We start from the raw sequence: 19,531 nt of genomic DNA, 5'->3' as shown, positions 1-19,531 counted from the left end.
GAAAATCAGAATAATCAGCGATAAGACTAAAGCCGCTTCGACAAGGACTTGTCCTTTTTGATTTGGGGAACCCACTGTAACTCCTGCTGTTGTAAAGAGACGCTACAACGCTCTTGGAAGCGGTAATCACCACTTAAGAAAGGCGCAAGCATCGGAACGACTTTCAGACGATATTGCCAAGATTGCTCCAGCGCTTGGGCATCAGAAAAGTTCTCGACAGGATTATAAGTCGGAGGTTCGAAACCCTCCGGACGGACAGCCAAAGTCTTTGGCATGGCAATGGGTCCTGATAATTCATAAGTGAAAAGGGGAATGGTGCTTAAGGATTTATGTCCTTCACTTAAAACCCGCGAACGTGTTTGTGTCTGCGACTTCAGCATTCGCAAGTTGCTTTGAATGATGAGTTGTTGTTGTTTCGCCATAAAAACGCGGACTCTTGCTTCTATGGTAGCGAGTGTTGCTAGGGCTGCGGGGGATGCGCCTGATTCGGCGGCTCTTCGGGCAGCGATCAGCTGTGCACGAAGAATAAGAGCTTGCGGATTCATCGCCAAGAGTTTTTCAAGATGAACAGCAACCTTGCTTTGCCCTTCAATCAAAGTGTTGCGACACGCATACTTGATGCGAGCTTCAACTTGCACAAAAGAAACAATCGCAAATGTCACAAGCACAGCACCCACCAATGCTGGCAGCAAAGCTAAGATTAATGCTGTAGCGAAACCTTTGTTGTTCGCAGCAACGGAAGGATCGGTGCGAAAAGCCTTCACAAAACGCAAAAGAGTATTATTAATAAAAAGATCAGTGCGAAACTTTGCCATTAGAAACTCGATTTCAGAGGGAACGAGACTTTCTTTTCAATCACAAGGGGAGGGCCGAAGTTTTTCGCGATCAACGGGAAATTTACTTCCACTTCGCCGCGACTTTGCGATCCGCTTTTATGCACGGATAAGCGGCCCCAGTTTTTATGCATCATAATTTTTGCTAAACGTTGTTCGTATTCGAATGAACACGTCATTGCCGTGGATTCGTTCGTACACAGCAAAGCTTCATGAAGATAATGATCGGCGCAGTAAAAAATAATTCCGCGATAACAAAGAAAACTCAAAGCGAACAGGCTTAAGAAAATCACCGGCAAAGCAAGAAGGCTTTCCACCAAACCTTGCCCGCGGCGATTGCGCAGAAGATAGCCCATGGCTACTTCTGCTTACCTTTGCCGGAACTGTTGACGGAGTCTTCAAAGAAATTGCTGAAGTCGCGCTTCTTATACAAACCCTCTGTGACTTCATAGGCATTTTTCTTTTTGGAATCGGTGCCACCTAAGGCTTGTGCGACGTTGGCGAATTGTACGTCGATGTTTGCGCCAACGACTTTAATCACGGCGATACTGCCAACTGCGACAATCGCAACGATGATCAAATACTCGATCAAGCCTTGGCCTTTTTTATTTTTAATTAGGGATTTTTTCATAATGACCTCCAACGGATTCAGAGGTCGTTAAGCAAAATGGGAATCTTGCTAAAGAGGGATGTATCAAAAAACAAAGTCCGGGTGGTCCGGACTTTGAGAGCTTGATATTTTTTAGGCTATTTCTTTTTTGCGCCTTTAGCGGCTTCAGCTTTTTTCGCTGCTGCTTTTTCTTCTTTGGCAGCGGCTTGAGCTTCTTTCTTCGCTTCGTTCTTTTTCGCCTTACGAAGTTGAATAATACGATCTAGGATCTCGTAAGATTCTTTTTGCAGATCGTTTTCGTAAACAAAGCGGTAGAAACCTTCGATTTCAGGGCTTTGGCGGAACTTTTTTAGGGACGTAGGAAGGCTGTCAGATTGAACGAAATCGATCGAGCTGCCGTCTTTGGAAAGCTTAACTTTGTCTGCCATTATTAAAACCCCTGTCTTTTTAAGAACTTGTACAAAAATGCCCGGTTTGATGCAAGTACAAAATGACTCGGTGAGGTTATTTTTGAATATGGTTAAGGTCTACTAAATCATTGAATTTCTTTAGAAAACGTAGAAAATAAGTCATCAGATTTATCGGGGGTGTGACATGGTTGTTTTAGATGGCAAAGAAGTCTCTAACAAGGTTCGCGCGTCCCTGATCCCTCGAATTGAAAAATTCCACGAAAAAGTCGGGCGTCCTCCTCATTTGACGGTTGTCATTGTGGGGGATGATAAAGCCAGCCACGTCTATGTTCGTAATAAGAAAATCGCTTGCGAGAAATTGGGAATGACTTCCAGTATCCACGCTCTGCCGGATACGGCGACACAAAACGAACTGAATACTTTATTGCGCGAGCTGAATAACGACGCGAAAGTGGACGGCATTTTGGTGCAGTTTCCTCTGCCAAAACATTTAAGTTCTGATGAAGTTTTAAGTGTTGTTTCTCCAGAAAAAGATGCGGATGGTTTGACTTTCAAATCGCTGGGTTATTTCTTTGCGGGAAAACCGATTGTTCGTCCGTGTACTCCTGAAGGAGTGATGACGATTCTTAAGCACTACAACATTGAAGTTGAAGGCAAGCGTGTGGTGGTTGTCGGGCGTAGCAATATCGTCGGCAAACCCATGGCGCACATGCTGACTGAGGCCAATGCGACGGTCACGATCTGCCACTCTAAAACGAAGAATCTTTCGCAATACACGAAAGAGGCGGATCTTGTAGTGGTGGCTGCGGGTAAGGCCGGTCTGCTTGGTAAAGAAGACTTCAAAAAAGACGCAGTTGTCATCGATGTTGGAATGCACGGCTCTGGCCAGGGTGGAAAACTCTGCGGAGATGTGCGTTTTGAAGAGCTCAACGGGTGGGTGGCTGCCGCGACTCCGGTTCCTGGTGGAGTTGGGCCTATGACGATTACAACTCTTCTACAAAATACTTGCCTCCTAGCGGAAAAAAGAGCACGACTCTTTTAGAAAAAACTCTGCAAAAACAGCTAAATAGGATTTCTGAATGTACACAGGTTTTTTGAAAAACGTATGGTATGTGGCTTTGCCATCTTCTGAAGTGAAAGATGCAAAACCGGTTGCTCGCAAAATCATGGGCGAGCCTGTCGTGTTTTACCGCGACTCTAAGGGAAAAGTAGCAGCGATGCGTGACATCTGTCCTCATCGTGGAATTCCGTTGAGCTATGGTCGTGTTGTGAACGATCAATTGGAATGCCCGTATCATGGTTGGAAATTTGATTGCACGGGAACTTGCACAGAGATTCCTTCTCTTCTTCCAGATCAAGATTTGAATCCAAACAAAATCAAAGTGCGCAGTTATCCTGTGCATGAAGCTCAAGGCATCATTTGGATTTTCGTTGGCGATAAAAATTACGACATGACGAAAGCACCACAGGTTCCTGTGATGAAAGCGTTCCCTGCTGACGTGAAACCGAAATTGGAATTCGTTGTGAATTTCCCATGTCACGTCGATCACGCGGTGATTGGTTTGATGGACCCAGCGCACGGTCCGTACGTGCACAAAAGCTGGTTCTGGCGTTCAGAAAAATCAATGTTAGAGAAAAAGAAACTGTTTGCTCCAGTGGACTACGGTTTCCAAATGGTTCGGCATCAACCTTCAAAAAACTCAAAAGCATATCGTTTGCTAGGCGGTGTTCCTACGACAGAGATCACTTTCACTCTGCCATGTGTGCGCATTGAACACATCGAAGTGGGTAAACGTAATTTCTATTCATTCACGGCGTTGACTCCGGTGGATGAGAAAAACACACGCATCACGCAATTGGTTTACTGGGATATTCCATGGTTGAGCATCTTGAAGCCAGCGGTGCGTAAATTCGGTGAAGTGTTCTTGGGTCAAGATATGGATGCTGTCACAAAACAACAAGATGGTCTGAAATACGATCCAAGCTTGATGTTAATCAAAGACGCCGACACGCAAGCGAAATGGTATTATGCTTTGAAGACAGAATATCATGATCACTTGGAACAAAAGCGCGAATTCCAGCACCCTGTGAAAGAAACTGAACTTCGTTGGAGAAGTTAATGATGAAGAATTTAATCGCACTCTCGTTGCTCTTCGCCTGTGCTCAAGCCCACGCTTTGCGTTTGGAATATTTTGGTGAGACTTCAATCCCAACAGGAACGAAGTATGAAAAGACAACGATCGGTGGTTTGTCGGCAATCGCTTTTCAAAATGGCACGTTGACTGCTTTGTCTGATGATAAAGGTCGTGTCGGCGATCCTCGTTTTTATGAATTCGATTTGAAGATTGAAAAAGACAAAAAGATCACGCTGACACCAAAGTCCGTACACTTTGTGACAGGTCTGCCTCTGGATGGTGAGCGTAAAGCGATGCTTGATCCTGAAGGTTTGATCCGTCTTTCTTCTGGCGATATTTTTATTTCTTCTGAAGGCAGCAACGACGCGAAACCACGTTCGATGCCAAGAATTTTTAAAGCGTCGGCTGACGGTGCATGGAAGTTAGATCTTCCGGTTCCAGAAAAATATCTACCTGAAAGAACTGGCAAACAAACAAAAGGCATTCAAAACAATTTGGCGTTCGAGGGTTTAACGACTTGGAACGATGGCAAGTTTGTTTTTACAAGTACTGAAGCTTGTTTGTCTCAAGATATCGTCAGTGGCAAAGAAGCTGACGGCGATGTCATTCGTATTTTGAAATTCGAAAATCAGCTTTCATCAACTCAGTCAGGTGGGCAAGCCAGCGCGGCTTCCTATAAACCCGTTACTGAGTTCGCATATCACATCGATGCCTTCAAAGATAACGACAAAGGCAAAGAAGTGATGAGAGGCGTTTCTGAAATCTTAGCGTTGTCAGAAACAAAACTTCTTGTGATGGAACGTGGTGTGCGTATTTTAGGTCAACACTTGTGGGCGCAAACAGTTGCGATCTACTTGGCGGATCTTTCCAAGGGCACAAGCACTCTTGCCATGGATAAATTGGAAGATGGCAAATACAAAACAGTCGATAAAGTTAAATTGGTCGACTTCGAAACGGATCTAACGAAAGAACGTGGCACGAAGACAATTCAAAACTTCGAAGCCATGGCTTGGGGTCCGACTCTTCCAGATGGCCGTCGCAGTCTTCTGGTGATGGTTGATAATAATTTTTCTAAAAATGAACTGACAGAGTTCATCGTTTTCGCAGTCGAAGGTGAATAAGCTATGATGACAGTATGGAGACTTCGCCCTGGTGCGGATAAACGTGTGCGCTCGGGCCATCCGTGGGTATTTTCGAATGAACTATCGGCATCGCCAAAAGGTTTACCTCCTGGGTCAGCGGTGGAGTTGCAAGACGCGAAAGGGCAGTTTTTAGCTCGTGGTTACGGCAATCCGCATTCGTTGATTGCGTTTCGTGCCCTGACGTTCAATAGCCAAGATGCACAGCCGACAAGTTTTGATTTCCTTCACGAAAAAGTATTTACGTCATGGAAAGTTCGTAAAGCCGCAGGTTTCCGTGGTAGCTTCCGTTTGTGTTTCGGCGAGTCTGATTATATTCCGGGTCTGGTACTTGATTATTATTTGATCGAACAAAACGGCAAGAAGGCGCAAGTTTTCGTTGCTCAGCTTGTGACAGCAGGTATGGATGAAGCTTTGAAGAATTCAGAAGAGTTCTTTAAAGGTTTGACTGAAAAAGCAAAGGCACAAGGCTTTTCGCCATTCTCGTGGGATGAAACAGCAGTTGTGATTCGTAACGACGTTGGTATTCGCAAACTTGAAGGCATGACGGTCAATGCTCCGCTTGTGATCAAAGATCTTCCAGGCTTCAACTTGGAACATGTTGAGATCTTGTTGAATGCTGCTGCTGACGAAGGCGTTATCAAAATGAGTTGTGATTTAAAAGAGGGCCAAAAGACAGGCTTCTTCTTGGATCAAACTCATAATATTTATTTGGCCGTAAATTTATTTAAGAACTGGGCAAAACAACAAAACACGAAAGTGATCCGTGTGTTGGATCTTTGTTGTTATGTCGGTCACTGGTCGACGCAAATCACTCGTGCTTTGAAGGCTCAAGGTTTTGAAGTGGAAGTGCACTTGGTCGACGTTTCTAAAACGGCTTTGGCGTTTGCAAAAGAAAATGCAGAACGTGAAGGAGCTAAAGTCACGGTTCACGAAATGGACGTGCTTGAAGGTTTAGCGAATTTGCCAAGTCAGCATTATGACATTTGCATCGCTGATCCACCGGCGTTTATTAAAGCGAAAAAAGATATTCCGACGGGTAAAGCGGCTTACGTGAAGATGAACACACACGCTTTCCGTTTAACGAAGAAAAACGGCTTCGTGGCTTCTTGTTCATGCTCTGGTTTGCTAGAGGAAGAAGAGTTCCGCGATGCTATTCGTAAAGCCTCTTTGCGTAACTACACAGAAGTGCGCAGTGTTTTGCGTGGTGGCCATGCGGCGGACCATCCAACGCTGATGCAATTCCCTGAAGGTTTTTATCTGAAGATGTACGTGCACTACATTCAGTAGTTCGCTTTAAGAAGTTCAAAAAAAATGCCGCGAATGCCTACTCCAGCGAAGCGGGAGTGTAACAGGATCTCGCGGCTTTTTTATGTCTAAATTAGACTAGGGAAGAACTACTGTTCTTCGAAGTATTCGATATTGTTGATGTCTCTTTCAACAACTTGCAGGTTTGGCGACACGAAAGACGTCCCGTAAATACGACCTTGAGTGCATTGTGCAAACACTTCATCAACATTCGAGCTCTTATCGTCTAACGCTTCAAAATCATATTCACAGTTTGAAGTATCGAACGCGCGTTGTGAATACACGATTTGATATGCAACCAGTTTTTGACCTTGGTACAAAGCTGTCACCATGTCGATCGTCAAGGGATCATTTGTAAGAGCATAATCGCCTTCCAGAATTGTATCGACCCAAATGTCAGCTTCAGCTGTTGCAAGCTTCAAGAGCTGTGCTTGTTGCGCTGGGGAAAATTTTTCAAGTTTTACTTCACGCTCGCCATACAAATGAGATTGTTCTGAATACGTCACAATAAAATTTGTGAATTCATCGTTAAGGTCAGCCTTCGCTACGGCTGCAGAGAATGTAAGAAGTAGGATAAATAATGCTTTCATGGTTCACCTCTAAAGAGGGACTCTTATATGGGCAATCGGGTTTAGGTTCCAATGAATGATTCGAATTCCGTCATTCATAAAATGAATATCCAAAACGGCACCACTGCGGAGATGAAGTCGCTCCCAAACGGACGCAGAATCGCCCATCTTAAGTCTGGCTTGGTGAGGAAGTTGTGCCCATCCCAGAAAAACAAATTCAGAATAAAGTTTATGAATTCACAGCCTATTGTAAAAGTGCAGCAAGTAGTTAAAACCTATCAACTTGGCGAAACAGAAGTAAAAGCTTTACGCGGCCTCAATTTGACTCTTTATAAGGGTGAATTTACGGCGCTTATTGGGGCTTCCGGATCAGGCAAAAGTACTTTGCTGAACCTGATTGGCTGTTTAGATATTCCTGATAACGGCACCGTTGAAATTGAAGGTCAAGACATCGCTAAGATGAGCGAACAAGAGTTAAGTCACTTGCGCAATCGTCGCGTTGGATTCATTTTTCAATCGTTTAACTTAATTCCGGTCTTAACGGTTTTTGAAAACATCGAATTGCCGTTGATCGTGCAACACGATCTTTCTGCCGAAGAAAGAAAACGTCGTGTTGAACAAGCAATTCAAGACGTGGGCTTGGAAAAATTCCGCGACTATTTGCCGAATAAACTTTCCGGCGGTCAACGTCAGCGTGTTGCGATTGCGCGCGCTCTTGTAACAGAACCCGCTTTGATTTTGGCTGATGAGCCGACTGCGAATTTGGATTCTGATACGACTCACAAAATTATCGATTTGCTTTTAGAGATTAATAAAAAGCGCCACGTGACATTCTTCTTCTGTACTCATGACGAAAAATTGATGGGTCGTGTGGGCAGAGTTGTGCGTATCGCCGACGGACAGATCGAGAACGGCTAATGGAATCACTTAGCTGGAAGTTGGCTTTCAGAAATTTGCTTCGTAATAAGCGCCGCAGTCTTGCGACGGGTATTGCTATTTTAACGGGCTACATCGGTTTAGTGCTGTTGGGTGCGTATCTAGTTCGTGCGCAAAGCGGTTTGCGTGCGGCAAGCGTTTATTTGAATCACAAAGGTCATATCGCGATCGTTAAAAAAGATTCTTTAACATCGTATTTTTCGAAACCTAAAAAATATGTGATCAACGGTGAAGAGATCGTAAAGCTTGATGACATTTTAAAAGCTCATGCGGATCAAATCGAATTCACGGGTAAATATTTAACAGGGACTGGTTTGATCTCGAATGGTCATAAGTCCGTTCCATTCATTGCTTTGGGATTTGAACCTGAAGTCTATCAAAAGACGAATATGCATCCCGAACCCTTGAAGTGGGCCAGTGACTGGGTTCTTCGCAAAGAAGGCGATAAGTTTGACGACTTTATTAAAAACCCATTGCAGATTTCCATTACTCACCGAATGGCAGAGCTTCTAGGGTTGCCGCAAGATCTGTCAAATCTTCCGGAAAATGTTCGTACGGTGCAGTTGGCAGGTAAGAGTTTTTATAATGATCTGAATGCCGTGAACGCTGATTTAGGAACTGTGCATACGACAGGTCTTTCATTAGCGGAAGATACCAGTTTGCGTGCTCCGTTAGCGTTATTGCAGCAGCTGTATTCAACGGATGGCATCGAATATATGGCGGTCTTCTTGAAGCACGTCGGCGACACGTCGTCATTCAAGAAGATGTTGCAGAAAGAACTCGATGCGCAGGGCTTGCCCATGGAGGTTTACGCTTACAATGATGAAGCGTGGAATTCATACTTTGTCGGATCGATGGGTTTCTTGTACGTGATGATCACGTTCTTCATCTTCTTGATTTGTGGTGCGATCATTTTGTCGATCGTAAACTCCACAACGATGGGGCTGCTTGAGCGTTTGAAAGAGATCGGAACTTTGCGTGCGATTGGCTTTACTCCAGGTAAAGTGTCTTCTTTGTTCGTTCAAGAAGTGTTCTTACTGGGCAGTCTTGGCGTAGGGGCAGGTCTGATTTGTTCGTTGATTATCGCTTCGGCAGTGAATTCAGCGAATATTCAATTTAGTCCTCCGGGAACTCAAGGTTCGATTCAGTTCTTGTTGATCTTGAATGTGGGCCTGTGTTTAGGGGCCGCGCTGTTCTTGATTGCGTTGACGACAATCAGTGCCGCGATCGTTAGTTATATTAAAAATAAATCTAAAATCATTGAACTCTTAGCAGATACAGGAGCTTAAAATGAAAAGCTTGTTATGTGTTCTTCTTCTTTGTGCAAGTACTTCATATGCCGATATGGCGTCTGATCTTTTGAAAGCGTCTGACGGTGCTCGTGGTGGTATCGAAGGCGGTTTGACATGGAAAACGAAAATTGAAACGACTGAAGACGGCGAAACGTCTGAACGTGAATTCATCGTCAAAGCGAAAGAACATGACGCTTTGGTTGAGGCAACAGCGCCTGCAAGAACTAAGGGTGAAGTTTATTTGTTCAATGATCGCAATATGTGGTTCTTTAAACCAAGCTTGAAAAAGCCAGTGTCGATTTCTCCTCGTCAGAAATTGAGTGGTCAGGCCGCAAACGGTGATATCGCAAGTACCCACTATGCACGTGACTACACGGCGACTTTGGAAAAAACCGAAGCGCGTGGTGCTGATAAAATCTATGTTTTGTTGTTAAAAGCGAAATCTCCGAATCTGACTTACGATCAAATTCGTTACTACATCAACGGTAAAACGAAATTGGCTGAAAAAGCTGAATTCCTGACTTTGCAAGGTCAGACTTTTAAAGTTGGCGAGATGGAGTATAAAAACACAATCACTGTCGGTGGTAAGAAAAATCCATTCGTAAGTAAAATGACGATCGTTGATGCTAAATTCAAAGACAATAAGAGCGTGATCAGCTACGACGAACCGAAAGTTGAAAACCACGCCGCTTCATTGTTCAACATCAATAACTTGAGCCGCTAAGATAAGGATACTTTAGATCATGCAGCAACGACTGATCTCGCTGGCATTTAGAAACGTAATGGTGAATTGGCGACATTCATTGTCGGCACTTCTATCAGTTGTTGCCGCTTTTTATTCTATTGTGTTCTTTGAAGGTTACATTCGCGATGTCGGTGATCTTTATTATGATGGTTACCATTCACGCAATATGTTCGGGGATTTTGTCGTGGAAAACGCAAAAGCCCAAACTCCAGAAGGCCGTGCCGAACCTTTTCAATATGCCGTGACTGCGGATGAGCAAAAGGCCATGAAAGAGTTCACCGCAAAGAACTCTGATATCGTTGAAGAATCAGCTCGTTTTTTGGCTTTGCAGGGCATGGTGACGAACGGTAAAACGTCGGTGATTTTCTTTGCGAAAGCGATGGATATTGAAGAATCCAAAAAAATGCGTGAACCGGTTTGGGGTTGGAATGCTCTTTACGGTAAGCCACTGCATTTAACGAATAATCCCAATGCGATTCTAGTGGGACAAATTTTAGGTCGTTCCCTAAGCTGTCACACCAAACCCGTACAAATCATGAGTCCCGATCAAGGTTACATTGCGGAAGAACGTCCGTTCGATTGCGACAGCCCGCAAGTGCAAATGAGTGTGACAACGGAATCAGGACAGCTTAACGCGATGGATTTCGATATCGCGGGTTTCGTTGATGGTGGTTATCAAGAAATCGATAACCGTTTCATTATGATGTCGCTTCCGGCGGCACAACAGTTGATGAACACTGACAAAGTTTCGTACGTGACGTTCTTAATGAAAGATCAAAAGTACCGTCATGAATTTGAAAAACGTTTTAATGAACAAATCGGCAGTAAATATCCGGACCTGCGTTTGACTCGCTGGCAGGATCATCCCGTTGGAGAGTTGTATCGTAAATCGATCGACTTGTTGTCAGTTTTCCGAAACTTCGTTGTGATTATCATTATTTCGATTACGACGCTGTCGGTAGCGAATACGAAAATTAAATCAATTAAAGAACGTACAAAAGAAATCGGTACTCTGCGCAGTCTTGGTTTTTCACCTGGCTTTATTCGCAACATCTTTATGTGGGAGTCGTTCTTTTTGTCAGCGATGGGTATCATTATCGGAGCGGTTGCAGCCCTCGTGACAAGCTTCATCGTGAATCACGCGGGTATCTATTATAAAGCAGGCTTGCTATCGATGCCGGTTCCATTCCACATCAAAGCGGCTTTGATCGTATATATCGTGGCAGCAGCCGTGTTGATTTCGATTGGTTTGGTGGTGACGGCACTTGTATGTCGTGGCACTTTACGTAAAAAGATCGTGGAGAACCTAGGGCATGTTTAAACTGCTGCCCTTGTTTCTAATTTTAGCGGCTTCGAGTGTTGCGCAAGCCGCGAAGTGGGAATTTCGCAATACCTTTGAAACGTATTTGTACGATACTTATTCCGAGCCATTAAATAATGGCATTAATCCTGACAACCAGATCTTAGGCCTTCCGTATAATACGGCGACGGTCGATTTGCGTGATGATTTTAATGTTCTGACTCCGAAAACAAAGTGGGTGTTTCGTCCACGTTGGACTTTGAATAATACCTGGACACAAAAAGAAAACCCGGATTCAAGTTCGACAATGTCGAAAGGGAAGCTTGATTTAACGGCAGCGTATCTTGATTGGGATATCTCTGAAAAGTGGAAAGCAGTCGCAGGTCTGCAAGTGTATCAATGGGGACCGGGTGAGTTCATCAATCCATCGAACGTATTCTTCCATTTCAGTAACGACCAGCGCAGTTTCTTTTTTGTGCAAAAAGGTTTGGTCCTTGCGCGTGTGAATTATACGCCATCGCCGAATTGGAGTTTGGTTGCTATTGGTGAACCGATCAGTAACAACGAACAGCCGTTCCAAGTTGAAAAAGAATTCGAACCGAAATCGACATTGAAGGTCGAATATCATGGCGCCGGCAGTTCGTTCTTAGGCGCCGTTGCGGGTACGGAAGGTTACGGTCGTCCGTTCTTTGGTGAATACTTTGATTGGTATATTACAGACGCTTTTTCGTTCTATGCGGATCTTCGCCACAGCATCGGCAGTTACAGTTATGATCCTGTTGTTGATGGTATGGGCTTCGTACAGCTGGTTGAAACGAATCCTGATTCGGGCCAGATGTTTACGATCGCCGATTGGGGTATCCGTTATGAAGGACGTGTCGATGTCCGTTTAGAGTGGTTTTATAATGGCCTTGGCTGGGATGCAGATGCTTTGAAATATTCAATTCAAGGTATTACCTTTCCGAATCCGTATCTGGTTGAAAACTTGAAGCGCTATTCGCACTCAGGGTTGGAACTGCCAGGTCAGAACTACCTGTATCTTTCTTTGCGCGTCCCAGATTTGGGTAAAAAGAAAGATGCCAGCCTGTACATGAGAAATATTTTATCAATGCAGGATCAATCGGGTGTTGTGCAAGTCAGCGCGGATAAAGCATTAAGTGATGCGTGGACTGGATATCTTGAAGTTCTTAGCTCATTCGGAAAAGAAAATACAGAGTTTCGTTTGTTGTACGGCGTGCAAGGCAGCGTCGGCGTCCGCTGGGCGCTGTAAAGGGAGCCACTATGGTTGAAATTAAAGAGAAGAACTTTAACGACTTTTTCAAAACTCCGTCAGTGGTTTATCCAAAAGATTTTCCATTTGTATCACAGTTGAAAATGGACCTTGAACGCTTTTTAAGTATGAAAAATCCGTTATTCAGAACAGAAAAGGATTTTTCTTATTTCACCGCTTACAAAAACGGTAAGTTGGCGGGTCGCATTCTGACTCATATCCATCATGCATCGAATGAAAAGTATGGTTGGAAAAGAGCTTATTACGGTTTCTTTGATTTGATTGATGATGTTGAGGTCGCGCAAGCGCTACTTAAAAAAGCGGAAGAGTTCGCGAAGTCGCATGGTTGCAATGAAGTGATTGGTAACTTCAACATGACGGCGATGCAGATGATCGGTGTCGTAACAAAAATTCATAAAAATTATCACTACACGGATCAAGTGTTTGCCCCGGAATACGTCGCGAAGCTTTTGGAAAAGTGTGGCTATGAAGCGACATTCCCAATGGTCACTCATGAAGTAGATATTCAAGCATTCAATCCTGAAAGCCTGCTTGGTCCAAAACAAAAAGAGATCATGGCAGATCCGAAGTATACGTTTGAAAAACTACAAAGTGATAACTTAGAAAAAGTTATGGAAGCGATGAGACAGTGTTTGAACCATGGGTTTTCTGAAAACCCGATGTTCGTGCCACTGACTTCTGAAGAAATTTATTTCCAAGCTAAAGACATGATGCTGATCATTGATAAAGAGACTTCGGTTATTGCCAACTACGAAGGCAAGCCGGTGGGCGTTTTGATCTGTATCCCAAATTTGAATCCGTTCTTAAAAGCGATCGGTTCGAAATTTGGTATTACGACGCCATATCATTTCTTAATGCATAAACTCCGTCGCGAATCAGCGACGATCATTTTCTATTCCGTTTATAAAGAGTTCCAATCACGTGGTCTTAATGGTGTGATGCTTTACGATATTATGTCGGCACTGAAGCGTCGTGGTTATAGGACTTTCGGTGGAACTTGGATTTCATTGGATAACAAAGCCTCTTTACGTCAGGCAGAAAAGTTAAATGCGACTTTGATGCATGAATTGAACCTTTACAGAAAGTCTGTCTAAGAATTTAGGCGACAGTAAGGAACCGGTATGATGACTAAAGAACAAATTCTGAAAGCCGCGACGTTAAGTATTAGCGCGCATAACGTGCAACCGTTTCGTCTAGCGTTTCCCTCGGATTCAGAAATTTTAGTATATGTAGACTTTCAAAGACTTTTACCTGTCGGCGATCCGCATTTAAAGGATTTGCGTCAGTCACTAGGTGCGTTGATTGAAACTTTGGCGATCGCAATGTCGGCAGAGGGAGAAGGCATTGAAATTGTCGAAGCAAAACAAACGGCTGAACAAGGTCAACCGATGGCGCGTTTAAAACGCACAAGCGGTGTGCCTAAAGATGTTTTAGCCAATCAACTGACAAGACGTTTTAGTTATCGTGGTAAATTCACTAAGAAGAAATCAATCCAAAATCACTTGGCAACAAGTGATGGTTTTACGATTGAGTTTTTGACGAAGCCTGCTGATTTAAAAGATGTTTCACAAATCTTCGATAACGTGAATTACCGCTTTCTGACTTTGCCTGGATATCTGGAAGAACTTTATTCGTGGATGCGTTTTAGTTCGTCTCATCCCAAATGGTCGAAGGATGGCTTGAATACGGAATCAATGAGCCTTAGCGGAGTGGAAGCATGGGGAGCCTCGGTTGTTTTGAAGAAATCAATTTTTGATTTCTTGGCAAAGCTTGGAATGGCGAAAGCTCTTGTAAGTGAAGCGGGACAAATTCAATCTGCTTCAGCCTTAGCCGTGATTTTATGTAAATCACATAATGATATCGATAAGGGCCGCGCGTTTATGCGTGCGTGGCTGACTTTGACAGAGATGAATCTGTTCGGTGCGCCGCTATCGTTATTAACTGATGACAAGCCTGCTTTGGATTTGGTGCAAAAGAAATTGAATACCAAAGGCCAAGAAATTGTGAACGTTTTAAGAGTCGGTCCACTGGGCGATTCTTATAAGAAGCCAGCACCAGCTCGTCTTTCTTATCAAGAGATGGAGTGGAAAAAATAATGTTTAGCTATGAAGAATTTGTCACTCGCAACTTAGGTTTTATCACTGAAGAAGAACAAGCCAAACTTCGCAATAGCACGATCTTCATTCCAGGAGTCGGCGGCATGGGCGGAGCAGCTCTTGCCTGTCTTGCACGTGTGGGTGTAGGCAAATTCATCATCGCCGATATCGATACTTTTGAAGTCAGTAACTTCAATCGTCAGATCTTTTCAAATTTGGATACAGTGGGCATGTCGAAGGCGGAAGTATCGCGCCAAGCTCTGCTAAAAATTAATCCTGAAATTCAATTGGAAGTTTGGGGTGGTGAGTGGCCTGATCGTTTGAATGAGATCATGCCGCGTGTGGATTTAGTTATTAACGGCTGCGATGACGTGAAAGCGACGTTGTTGTTGATGCGTGCTGGTCGCGATCACAACAAGACGGTAATCGATGCTTTTGCCTCTACTTTGCCGAATGTTTACGTCGTGAAACCGCAAGATCCTCGTCCGGAAGAATTCATGCAATTTCCTTCGGTGCGTTTGCGCCCTGAGGGTTTGACGGATGAAATGGTGAAGGAATGTTCGGGTAAAGAGATGGAATACGTCCTAACGAATTCCTCAAGTTCCGATCATGTGGTTTTGAAATATGCAGCGGAAATGATTACGGGTAAAAGAAAAAGAATTTCGCTGGCTCCGATGGTGTGGGGCACCGGCATCATGATGAGTTACGAGGCGATGAAAGTTCTTTTGAATAAAAAAACGCAGGCGACGTATCGCGGGATTTTCTGGAATCCTTGGAAAATGCGCGTTGAAAAGCCGCTGAAATTCCCTTTGAACGTGATTAAAAGATCCTTCGTTCGTAAGTTCTTAAAGAGTCTTAGTTAGTATTAAATTTCAGATATAAAAAGCCAAAAAGCCCTGGGTGATTCCGGGGCTTTTTCGTTGGCGCTGTCTTTGCTTTGTTTATTTCCTAAGGTAAGTAAACAAAGGAATAAGCAATGAAGCACTCAAAGGTATATAAGCTTTTGACAGCAGTGTCGTTTTGCGCGCTTTTATCAGGTTGTCTAGAGACTCCGTGGGACTCTTTAGAGTTCAATCGTTATCGCGAAAAAAACGGGGAGCAGAAAAACCTGGGGCAGGTGCGCTTCGTTTACGACAGCTTAAATTCCTTGTCGTTGAACGGCTTGATGAATACCAATATCTTACCTTTGAAAGTTTACGGGACAGCCTTGCTGTTGGCTGATGCTCAAGACACTCAACAAAAAATTGATGGAAAAAATCTTCCTAAAACCATGCAGAAATTCGGTTTCATTCGTGCGCAAGGCATTGCTAACTGGCGCGATGATTTGGCAGTTCGTCCCGAGTTGACGGGCGAAAAAACTTTTGGTTTGGTAAGACAAAATATTGAAGTGAATATCGTGGGCCGTCGCATGGGCCTTGAGGTGGCCAATATCACGTGTGCTGCCTGCCACGGTGGCGTAACTTACGATGCGCAAGGTATGCCGACACGAAATGTGTGGTTGGGTGCTCCGAATAGTTCGTTGAATTTCGATGGTTTCTTAGGCGGAATTTATAAAGGCCTTAAGATCGCAGCGAACAATCCGGATTTGTTCTTGGCTAAATTGAAAGAAGCTTATCCAAATATCGATGCGCTTGAATACAAAACTATTTCTAAAGACCTATTGCCGATCATTAAAAAAGAACTCGCGAAGATGGAAGCGAAGTCTGGAAAAGTTCTGCCGTTCCCGAATGGTGGAGCTGGGATCACGAACGGTGTAGGCGCCTTTAAGCGTGATGCGAAATTGAAAAAAGACGCCTTTGTTTATGATCCCCATGAAGCAGGTTTCGTGTCGATTCCTGATATCTCTTACCGTGGTTTCCGTTCGTCATTAACTTATGATGGTGCTTACGGTGTGAAGAACACCGAGCGCTTCAGAAATATCGAAAGAAACGAAGCTATGAATCCGTCATGGGGTTCTAAGCTGGCAGAGCTTGCAAGTTTCTTTACGTTCTCTGCCATGGGCAACACGATGGGAAATGCGGAAAAAGCGGTGCCGCGTGTGAAAGAAATCTTTTCGGTTCTTCAGTATAACAAACCACCGGCATATCCAGGTGTCATCGATAGCGAAGCGGCACTTCGTGGTTCACAAGTATTTGCGAAAAGCTGTTCGCAATGTCATGGCGTTTATTCAGACGGCCTGAATCCTCAGCTTTTAAGCTTTCCGAATAAGTTCATGAAATCGGAAGCGATTGGTACGGACCCGCTTCGTTGGCAGAACGTCGATCAAGCTATTAAAGACTACAGCGATAAAACGGCGATTGGTAAATACGTTGATGCCGGTCATTCAATGGGCGGTTATGTGGCGCCGATTTTGTCGGGTTTGTGGTATACGGCTCCGTATCTTCACAACGGCTCTGTTCCAACATTGTGGCAATTAATGAATCCAGAACTGCGCCCAGTGAAATTTGAATTGGGCGGACATGCATTGGATATGCAGCTTGTTGGTATCAAAGGTGAGCTGAACGAAGACGGTAAATACGTTTACCCACAAGATTATCAACCATGGAGTTTGCCGACGGAATACGATACGACTCAACCAGGTCGTTCTAACAAAGGCCATGAAAAGCCCTTCGCGGGCCTTTCACAGGATCAAAAGAAAGATTTGTTAGAGTATCTTAAGCTGTTGTAGGACGCTCGAGCAATTTCGCATAATCGCGGATCAGAGCGGTCTTCGTGCGAACGATTTCGTTATAGGCAACGTAAGGGATGTGCAGCAAAAGCATGTCCCCATTTTTTTCTGATAGCAGACACAGATAGTTCATGCTGTGCTCTTCCATCAAGTGCTGCATTTCTTCATAGATTTGAAGTTCATCTTTAGGCAAATTCGCTTTTTTGCCTTCATCAAACAAAACCTGACGGATGTCTTCTAAATTGAAGATATGCGTTTGGTTCAGTTTAAAGAAGTTCATGATCTTTGGAAGGTCATAGCCATGAAGGTCTTTGCCAGAACAAACTTTGAAGTCCGTTTTTTCAAAGACTTCAGCGATTTTATCAAGCAACCCTTGAAACGTCGTTTTTTCAGACGAAACAAACTGATGCACGAACTTAAAGAAGTCGTCTTCGCCGTTCAGAACCTTCACTGCAGAGTGAATACGGAATACGAGTAAGACATCGACCAAGAACACATACAGACGAAGTCCGACGTCCCAGTTAAAGTCCTCAAACAACAGTGACGCTGGAGCGAGCAGCACTGCTGCAAACAATAACGTCTTACCTAATTTGCGGATCACAAAGCTGCGATCTTTAACTAAGGCCTGATTGAACAATGAGAAGTACGTGAACAACAAACCACCCAGGGCGCCCAACTTTGGAATGTGTGGCAGACCATAAGTTGTAACGTCCGTCAGGAACAAAGGGCCCAACAAGATCAGACCAAGCACTGAAATATCTAAAAGAGTATTTTCAGAGCGACTGTGTTCTTTGCGGTTACGGAACAACGTAACCAGTGCCACAGAAATTTGCGCGATTAACATGAATGCGCCAAAAGCCATCAAGTGCGGTTTATTTCCTGAAAGATTGTTGGCAAGGGCATCGATCACAAACGCGATACTGCCGACAGCCATGAATAGTTTTAAAACGAATGGCATGTGCTTACGAAGCATGCCCTCGAAGTATAAAAACACAAAGAACGCCAACCACACAGCAGCGATATAAGTTGCTCCACCGAACGCTTTGATATCAAAAGCCGTCAGCGGGAAGCGCACGATGAACAACGCCATCATGGAAGCCAAGATACCCCACAGACGGATCTCGAGAGGGTTCAAAGACTCTTGGCGATACAAACGGCGAAGTGCCGGCCAAATACCCAATGCACCTAACAACGATAACGAGGCATCAAAGATTTGAAAGTTCTGATTTAAATTCATTTACGTGGCCTCAAGCTGCCCATCTGTTTGCTAGTCGAGAACCATTGAATAATGGGAACTAAAGAAAACTCAATGGAGCTGAATACGATTTTATAAAACAAGATCAACGCGGAACCCTTGGGAATCGTGTGGATCATGTAGTGATAGTATGAGCTGACATCCATTTGACCCAATTGCAGAATATCGTCGCCGCGATTGTAGTCTAATGTTTGATTCGAGAAATCGTTGTAAATGGGGTTACGATGTTTCGGCGCTTGCTCGAAAGTTTTTTTCAAGTTGTCGCTGCCACCTGTGTAAGCGTTCTTCAAGACGAAAGCATCTTCGTCGAATTCCGCTTCTGGTCCAACACCAAATACATAACGATAACGAGTCGTAATTTCGCGCGCCAAAACCAGGTGATCGTAAGATCTGCGAGTTTTCTTCAGTGGATTTGGATAAACGTTACCAAAGCTTTCAGAAACCATCCCGATGATCGCGGGCACTTGCGTGACGTTCGAGATCCAAATTGGCTTGAAACGATTTTTAATAAATAGCAAGAACGTCGTAAGACCATAAAGAATCCACGACAAACCTTTGGCGCGCGCGCTTGGATCAACGGCAACCAATCCTAAATGCACAACTTGTTGCGTATGACCACGCACCGTACATGTCATGATTGTCAGTGCATTGAACGCGAATGGCTTTCCTGAAGGACCATCATAAATCAAAGTAATGACGGCATTATCCAATGCCTGCTTACTGCCTTTAACGATTCCATAATCAAGTTCACCGATATTCAGTGAACTAACAACGGTGCGTAGATCTTCAACAAGTTGTTTGAGTTGTTCGGGAGTCATCCACAATCCGGGTCTTTCCAGAATGCGTGTCACATTTGACTTCTTAGAACCAAGAGTGAGATCGAAGTAGGGCTTGAATAGTTTTAAAGGATTCATCTCCTCTATTTTAGGTGTCCAAAATAGAGG

General features: G+C 44.1%; 20 protein-coding genes. 13 read left to right on the top strand and 7 right to left on the bottom strand.

The features are described from left to right. Positions 1–26: 26 nt before the first annotated feature. The 4 genes from DOE51_RS16170 to DOE51_RS16155 all read right to left on the bottom strand — a co-directional run bounded on the left by DOE51_RS16170 (position 27) and on the right by DOE51_RS16155 (position 1,871). Positions 27–773, bottom strand: coding sequence for a hypothetical protein (locus tag DOE51_RS16170; protein WP_142697565.1), 747 nt, complete (start codon positions 771–773; stop codon positions 27–29). A gap of 41 nt (positions 774–814) precedes the next feature. Further along, positions 815–1,189 carry a hypothetical protein gene (locus tag DOE51_RS16165; protein ID WP_142697564.1) on the bottom strand — a complete coding sequence of 125 codons (375 nt, stop codon included), beginning with the start codon at positions 1,187–1,189 and terminating at the stop codon, positions 815–817. Positions 1,190–1,191: 2 nt separating this feature from the next. Beyond that, positions 1,192–1,464, bottom strand: coding sequence for a Flp family type IVb pilin (locus tag DOE51_RS16160; RefSeq protein ID WP_246845137.1), 273 nt, complete (start codon positions 1,462–1,464; stop codon positions 1,192–1,194). Positions 1,465–1,580: 116 nt separating this feature from the next. After that, a complete protein-coding gene (locus DOE51_RS16155) occupies positions 1,581–1,871 on the bottom strand; it encodes a hypothetical protein (protein ID WP_142697563.1) in 291 nt (96 codons plus the stop codon). 166 nt (positions 1,872–2,037) lie between these two features. Here DOE51_RS16155 and folD point away from each other — a divergent pair, with 166 nt between their 5' ends. From folD to DOE51_RS16135, 4 genes are read left to right on the top strand one after another with little or no spacing between them, the layout of a single operon-like run. Then, entirely contained in the window at positions 2,038–2,895 is an 858-nt protein-coding gene (gene folD / locus DOE51_RS16150; RefSeq protein ID WP_142697562.1) for a bifunctional methylenetetrahydrofolate dehydrogenase/methenyltetrahydrofolate cyclohydrolase FolD, read from the top strand. A 37-nt stretch (positions 2,896–2,932) separates the two neighbouring features. Next, positions 2,933–3,973, top strand: a complete 1,041-nt coding sequence (locus DOE51_RS16145; RefSeq protein ID WP_142697561.1) for an aromatic ring-hydroxylating dioxygenase subunit alpha — start codon at positions 2,933–2,935, stop codon at positions 3,971–3,973. Continuing rightward, complete coding sequence (locus DOE51_RS16140; protein ID WP_142697560.1) at positions 3,973–5,109, top strand: esterase-like activity of phytase family protein; 1,137 nt, start codon at positions 3,973–3,975, stop codon at positions 5,107–5,109. Before DOE51_RS16145 ends, DOE51_RS16140 begins: the two co-directional genes overlap by 1 nt. Before the next feature lie 3 nt (positions 5,110–5,112). Next, entirely contained in the window at positions 5,113–6,417 is a 1,305-nt protein-coding gene (locus tag DOE51_RS16135; RefSeq protein WP_142697559.1) for a class I SAM-dependent rRNA methyltransferase, read from the top strand. A 107-nt stretch (positions 6,418–6,524) separates the two neighbouring features. On the opposite strand, the gene DOE51_RS16130 is transcribed toward DOE51_RS16135, so the two are convergent. Further along, the gene (locus DOE51_RS16130) at positions 6,525–7,025 is read right to left on the bottom strand and encodes a hypothetical protein (RefSeq protein ID WP_142697558.1); all 501 of its coding nucleotides are present in this window, start codon (positions 7,023–7,025) and stop codon (positions 6,525–6,527) included. 210 nt (positions 7,026–7,235) lie between these two features. Here DOE51_RS16130 and DOE51_RS16125 point away from each other — a divergent pair, with 210 nt between their 5' ends. The 9 genes from DOE51_RS16125 (at position 7,236) to DOE51_RS16085 (ending at position 17,332) form a co-directional block, all read left to right on the top strand. Then, positions 7,236–7,922: an ABC transporter ATP-binding protein gene (locus DOE51_RS16125; RefSeq protein WP_142697557.1), complete on the top strand. Its 687-nt coding sequence runs from the start codon at positions 7,236–7,238 to the stop codon at positions 7,920–7,922. Next, entirely contained in the window at positions 7,922–9,229 is a 1,308-nt protein-coding gene (locus tag DOE51_RS16120; protein WP_142697556.1) for an ABC transporter permease, read from the top strand. Before DOE51_RS16125 ends, DOE51_RS16120 begins: the two co-directional genes overlap by 1 nt. A gap of 1 nt (position 9,230) precedes the next feature. Continuing rightward, positions 9,231–9,956, top strand: coding sequence for an outer membrane lipoprotein-sorting protein (locus tag DOE51_RS16115; protein ID WP_142697555.1), 726 nt, complete (start codon positions 9,231–9,233; stop codon positions 9,954–9,956). 19 nt (positions 9,957–9,975) lie between these two features. Continuing rightward, entirely contained in the window at positions 9,976–11,298 is a 1,323-nt protein-coding gene (locus DOE51_RS16110; RefSeq protein WP_142697554.1) for an ABC transporter permease, read from the top strand. Continuing rightward, entirely contained in the window at positions 11,291–12,547 is a 1,257-nt protein-coding gene (locus tag DOE51_RS16105) for a hypothetical protein (protein WP_142697553.1), read from the top strand. The genes DOE51_RS16110 and DOE51_RS16105 overlap by 8 nt, the downstream gene beginning before the upstream one ends. Positions 12,548–12,558: 11 nt before the next feature. After that, positions 12,559–13,662, top strand: a complete 1,104-nt coding sequence (locus DOE51_RS16100) for a GNAT family N-acetyltransferase (protein WP_142697552.1) — start codon at positions 12,559–12,561, stop codon at positions 13,660–13,662. Positions 13,663–13,689: 27 nt separating this feature from the next. Next, on the top strand, positions 13,690–14,664 hold the full coding sequence (locus DOE51_RS16095) for a hypothetical protein (RefSeq protein WP_142697551.1): 975 nt from the start codon (positions 13,690–13,692) through the stop codon (positions 14,662–14,664). Further along, the gene (locus DOE51_RS16090) at positions 14,652–15,527 is read left to right on the top strand and encodes a ThiF family adenylyltransferase (protein WP_210415541.1); all 876 of its coding nucleotides are present in this window, start codon (positions 14,652–14,654) and stop codon (positions 15,525–15,527) included. Before DOE51_RS16095 ends, DOE51_RS16090 begins: the two co-directional genes overlap by 13 nt. A 113-nt stretch (positions 15,528–15,640) precedes the next feature. Next, complete coding sequence (locus DOE51_RS16085) at positions 15,641–17,332, top strand: hypothetical protein (RefSeq protein WP_142697550.1); 1,692 nt, start codon at positions 15,641–15,643, stop codon at positions 17,330–17,332. Here the strand turns inward: DOE51_RS16085 and DOE51_RS16080 are convergent. Then, the gene (locus DOE51_RS16080; protein WP_142697549.1) at positions 17,319–18,569 is read right to left on the bottom strand and encodes a hypothetical protein; all 1,251 of its coding nucleotides are present in this window, start codon (positions 18,567–18,569) and stop codon (positions 17,319–17,321) included. The two genes, DOE51_RS16085 and DOE51_RS16080, sit on opposite strands and share 14 nt — an antisense overlap. After that, the gene (locus tag DOE51_RS16075; protein ID WP_142697548.1) at positions 18,566–19,501 is read right to left on the bottom strand and encodes a hypothetical protein; all 936 of its coding nucleotides are present in this window, start codon (positions 19,499–19,501) and stop codon (positions 18,566–18,568) included. The genes DOE51_RS16080 and DOE51_RS16075 overlap by 4 nt, the downstream gene beginning before the upstream one ends. Between the last annotated feature and the right edge of the window lie 30 nt (positions 19,502–19,531).

Source organism: Bdellovibrio sp. NC01, assembly GCF_006874625.1.
Classification (GTDB): domain Bacteria; phylum Bdellovibrionota; class Bdellovibrionia; order Bdellovibrionales; family Bdellovibrionaceae; genus Bdellovibrio.
The sequence above is the reverse complement of the archived record's forward strand: the minus strand, read 5'-3'. Positions and strand labels throughout refer to the sequence as shown.

What these genes read in the sequence shown, in the direction of transcription:
- DOE51_RS16165 (WP_142697564.1), bottom strand. Translation starts at nt 1,189, where the DNA reads ATGGGCTATCTTCTGCGCAATCGCCGCGGGCAAGGTTTGGTGGAAAGC.
- DOE51_RS16160 (WP_246845137.1), bottom strand. Translation starts at nt 1,464, where the DNA reads ATGAAAAAATCCCTAATTAAAAATAAAAAAGGCCAAGGCTTGATCGAG.
- DOE51_RS16155 (WP_142697563.1), bottom strand. Translation starts at nt 1,871, where the DNA reads ATGGCAGACAAAGTTAAGCTTTCCAAAGACGGCAGCTCGATCGATTTC.
- folD (WP_142697562.1), top strand. Translation starts at nt 2,038, where the DNA reads ATGGTTGTTTTAGATGGCAAAGAAGTCTCTAACAAGGTTCGCGCGTCC.
- DOE51_RS16145 (WP_142697561.1), top strand. Translation starts at nt 2,933, where the DNA reads ATGTACACAGGTTTTTTGAAAAACGTATGGTATGTGGCTTTGCCATCT.
- DOE51_RS16140 (WP_142697560.1), top strand. Translation starts at nt 3,973, where the DNA reads ATGATGAAGAATTTAATCGCACTCTCGTTGCTCTTCGCCTGTGCTCAA.
- DOE51_RS16135 (WP_142697559.1), top strand. Translation starts at nt 5,113, where the DNA reads ATGATGACAGTATGGAGACTTCGCCCTGGTGCGGATAAACGTGTGCGC.
- DOE51_RS16130 (WP_142697558.1), bottom strand. Translation starts at nt 7,025, where the DNA reads ATGAAAGCATTATTTATCCTACTTCTTACATTCTCTGCAGCCGTAGCG.
- DOE51_RS16125 (WP_142697557.1), top strand. Translation starts at nt 7,236, where the DNA reads ATGAATTCACAGCCTATTGTAAAAGTGCAGCAAGTAGTTAAAACCTAT.
- DOE51_RS16120 (WP_142697556.1), top strand. Translation starts at nt 7,922, where the DNA reads ATGGAATCACTTAGCTGGAAGTTGGCTTTCAGAAATTTGCTTCGTAAT.
- DOE51_RS16115 (WP_142697555.1), top strand. Translation starts at nt 9,231, where the DNA reads ATGAAAAGCTTGTTATGTGTTCTTCTTCTTTGTGCAAGTACTTCATAT.
- DOE51_RS16110 (WP_142697554.1), top strand. Translation starts at nt 9,976, where the DNA reads ATGCAGCAACGACTGATCTCGCTGGCATTTAGAAACGTAATGGTGAAT.
- DOE51_RS16105 (WP_142697553.1), top strand. Translation starts at nt 11,291, where the DNA reads ATGTTTAAACTGCTGCCCTTGTTTCTAATTTTAGCGGCTTCGAGTGTT.
- DOE51_RS16100 (WP_142697552.1), top strand. Translation starts at nt 12,559, where the DNA reads ATGGTTGAAATTAAAGAGAAGAACTTTAACGACTTTTTCAAAACTCCG.
- DOE51_RS16095 (WP_142697551.1), top strand. Translation starts at nt 13,690, where the DNA reads ATGATGACTAAAGAACAAATTCTGAAAGCCGCGACGTTAAGTATTAGC.
- DOE51_RS16085 (WP_142697550.1), top strand. Translation starts at nt 15,641, where the DNA reads ATGAAGCACTCAAAGGTATATAAGCTTTTGACAGCAGTGTCGTTTTGC.
- DOE51_RS16080 (WP_142697549.1), bottom strand. Translation starts at nt 18,569, where the DNA reads ATGAATTTAAATCAGAACTTTCAAATCTTTGATGCCTCGTTATCGTTG.
- DOE51_RS16075 (WP_142697548.1), bottom strand. Translation starts at nt 19,501, where the DNA reads ATGAATCCTTTAAAACTATTCAAGCCCTACTTCGATCTCACTCTTGGT.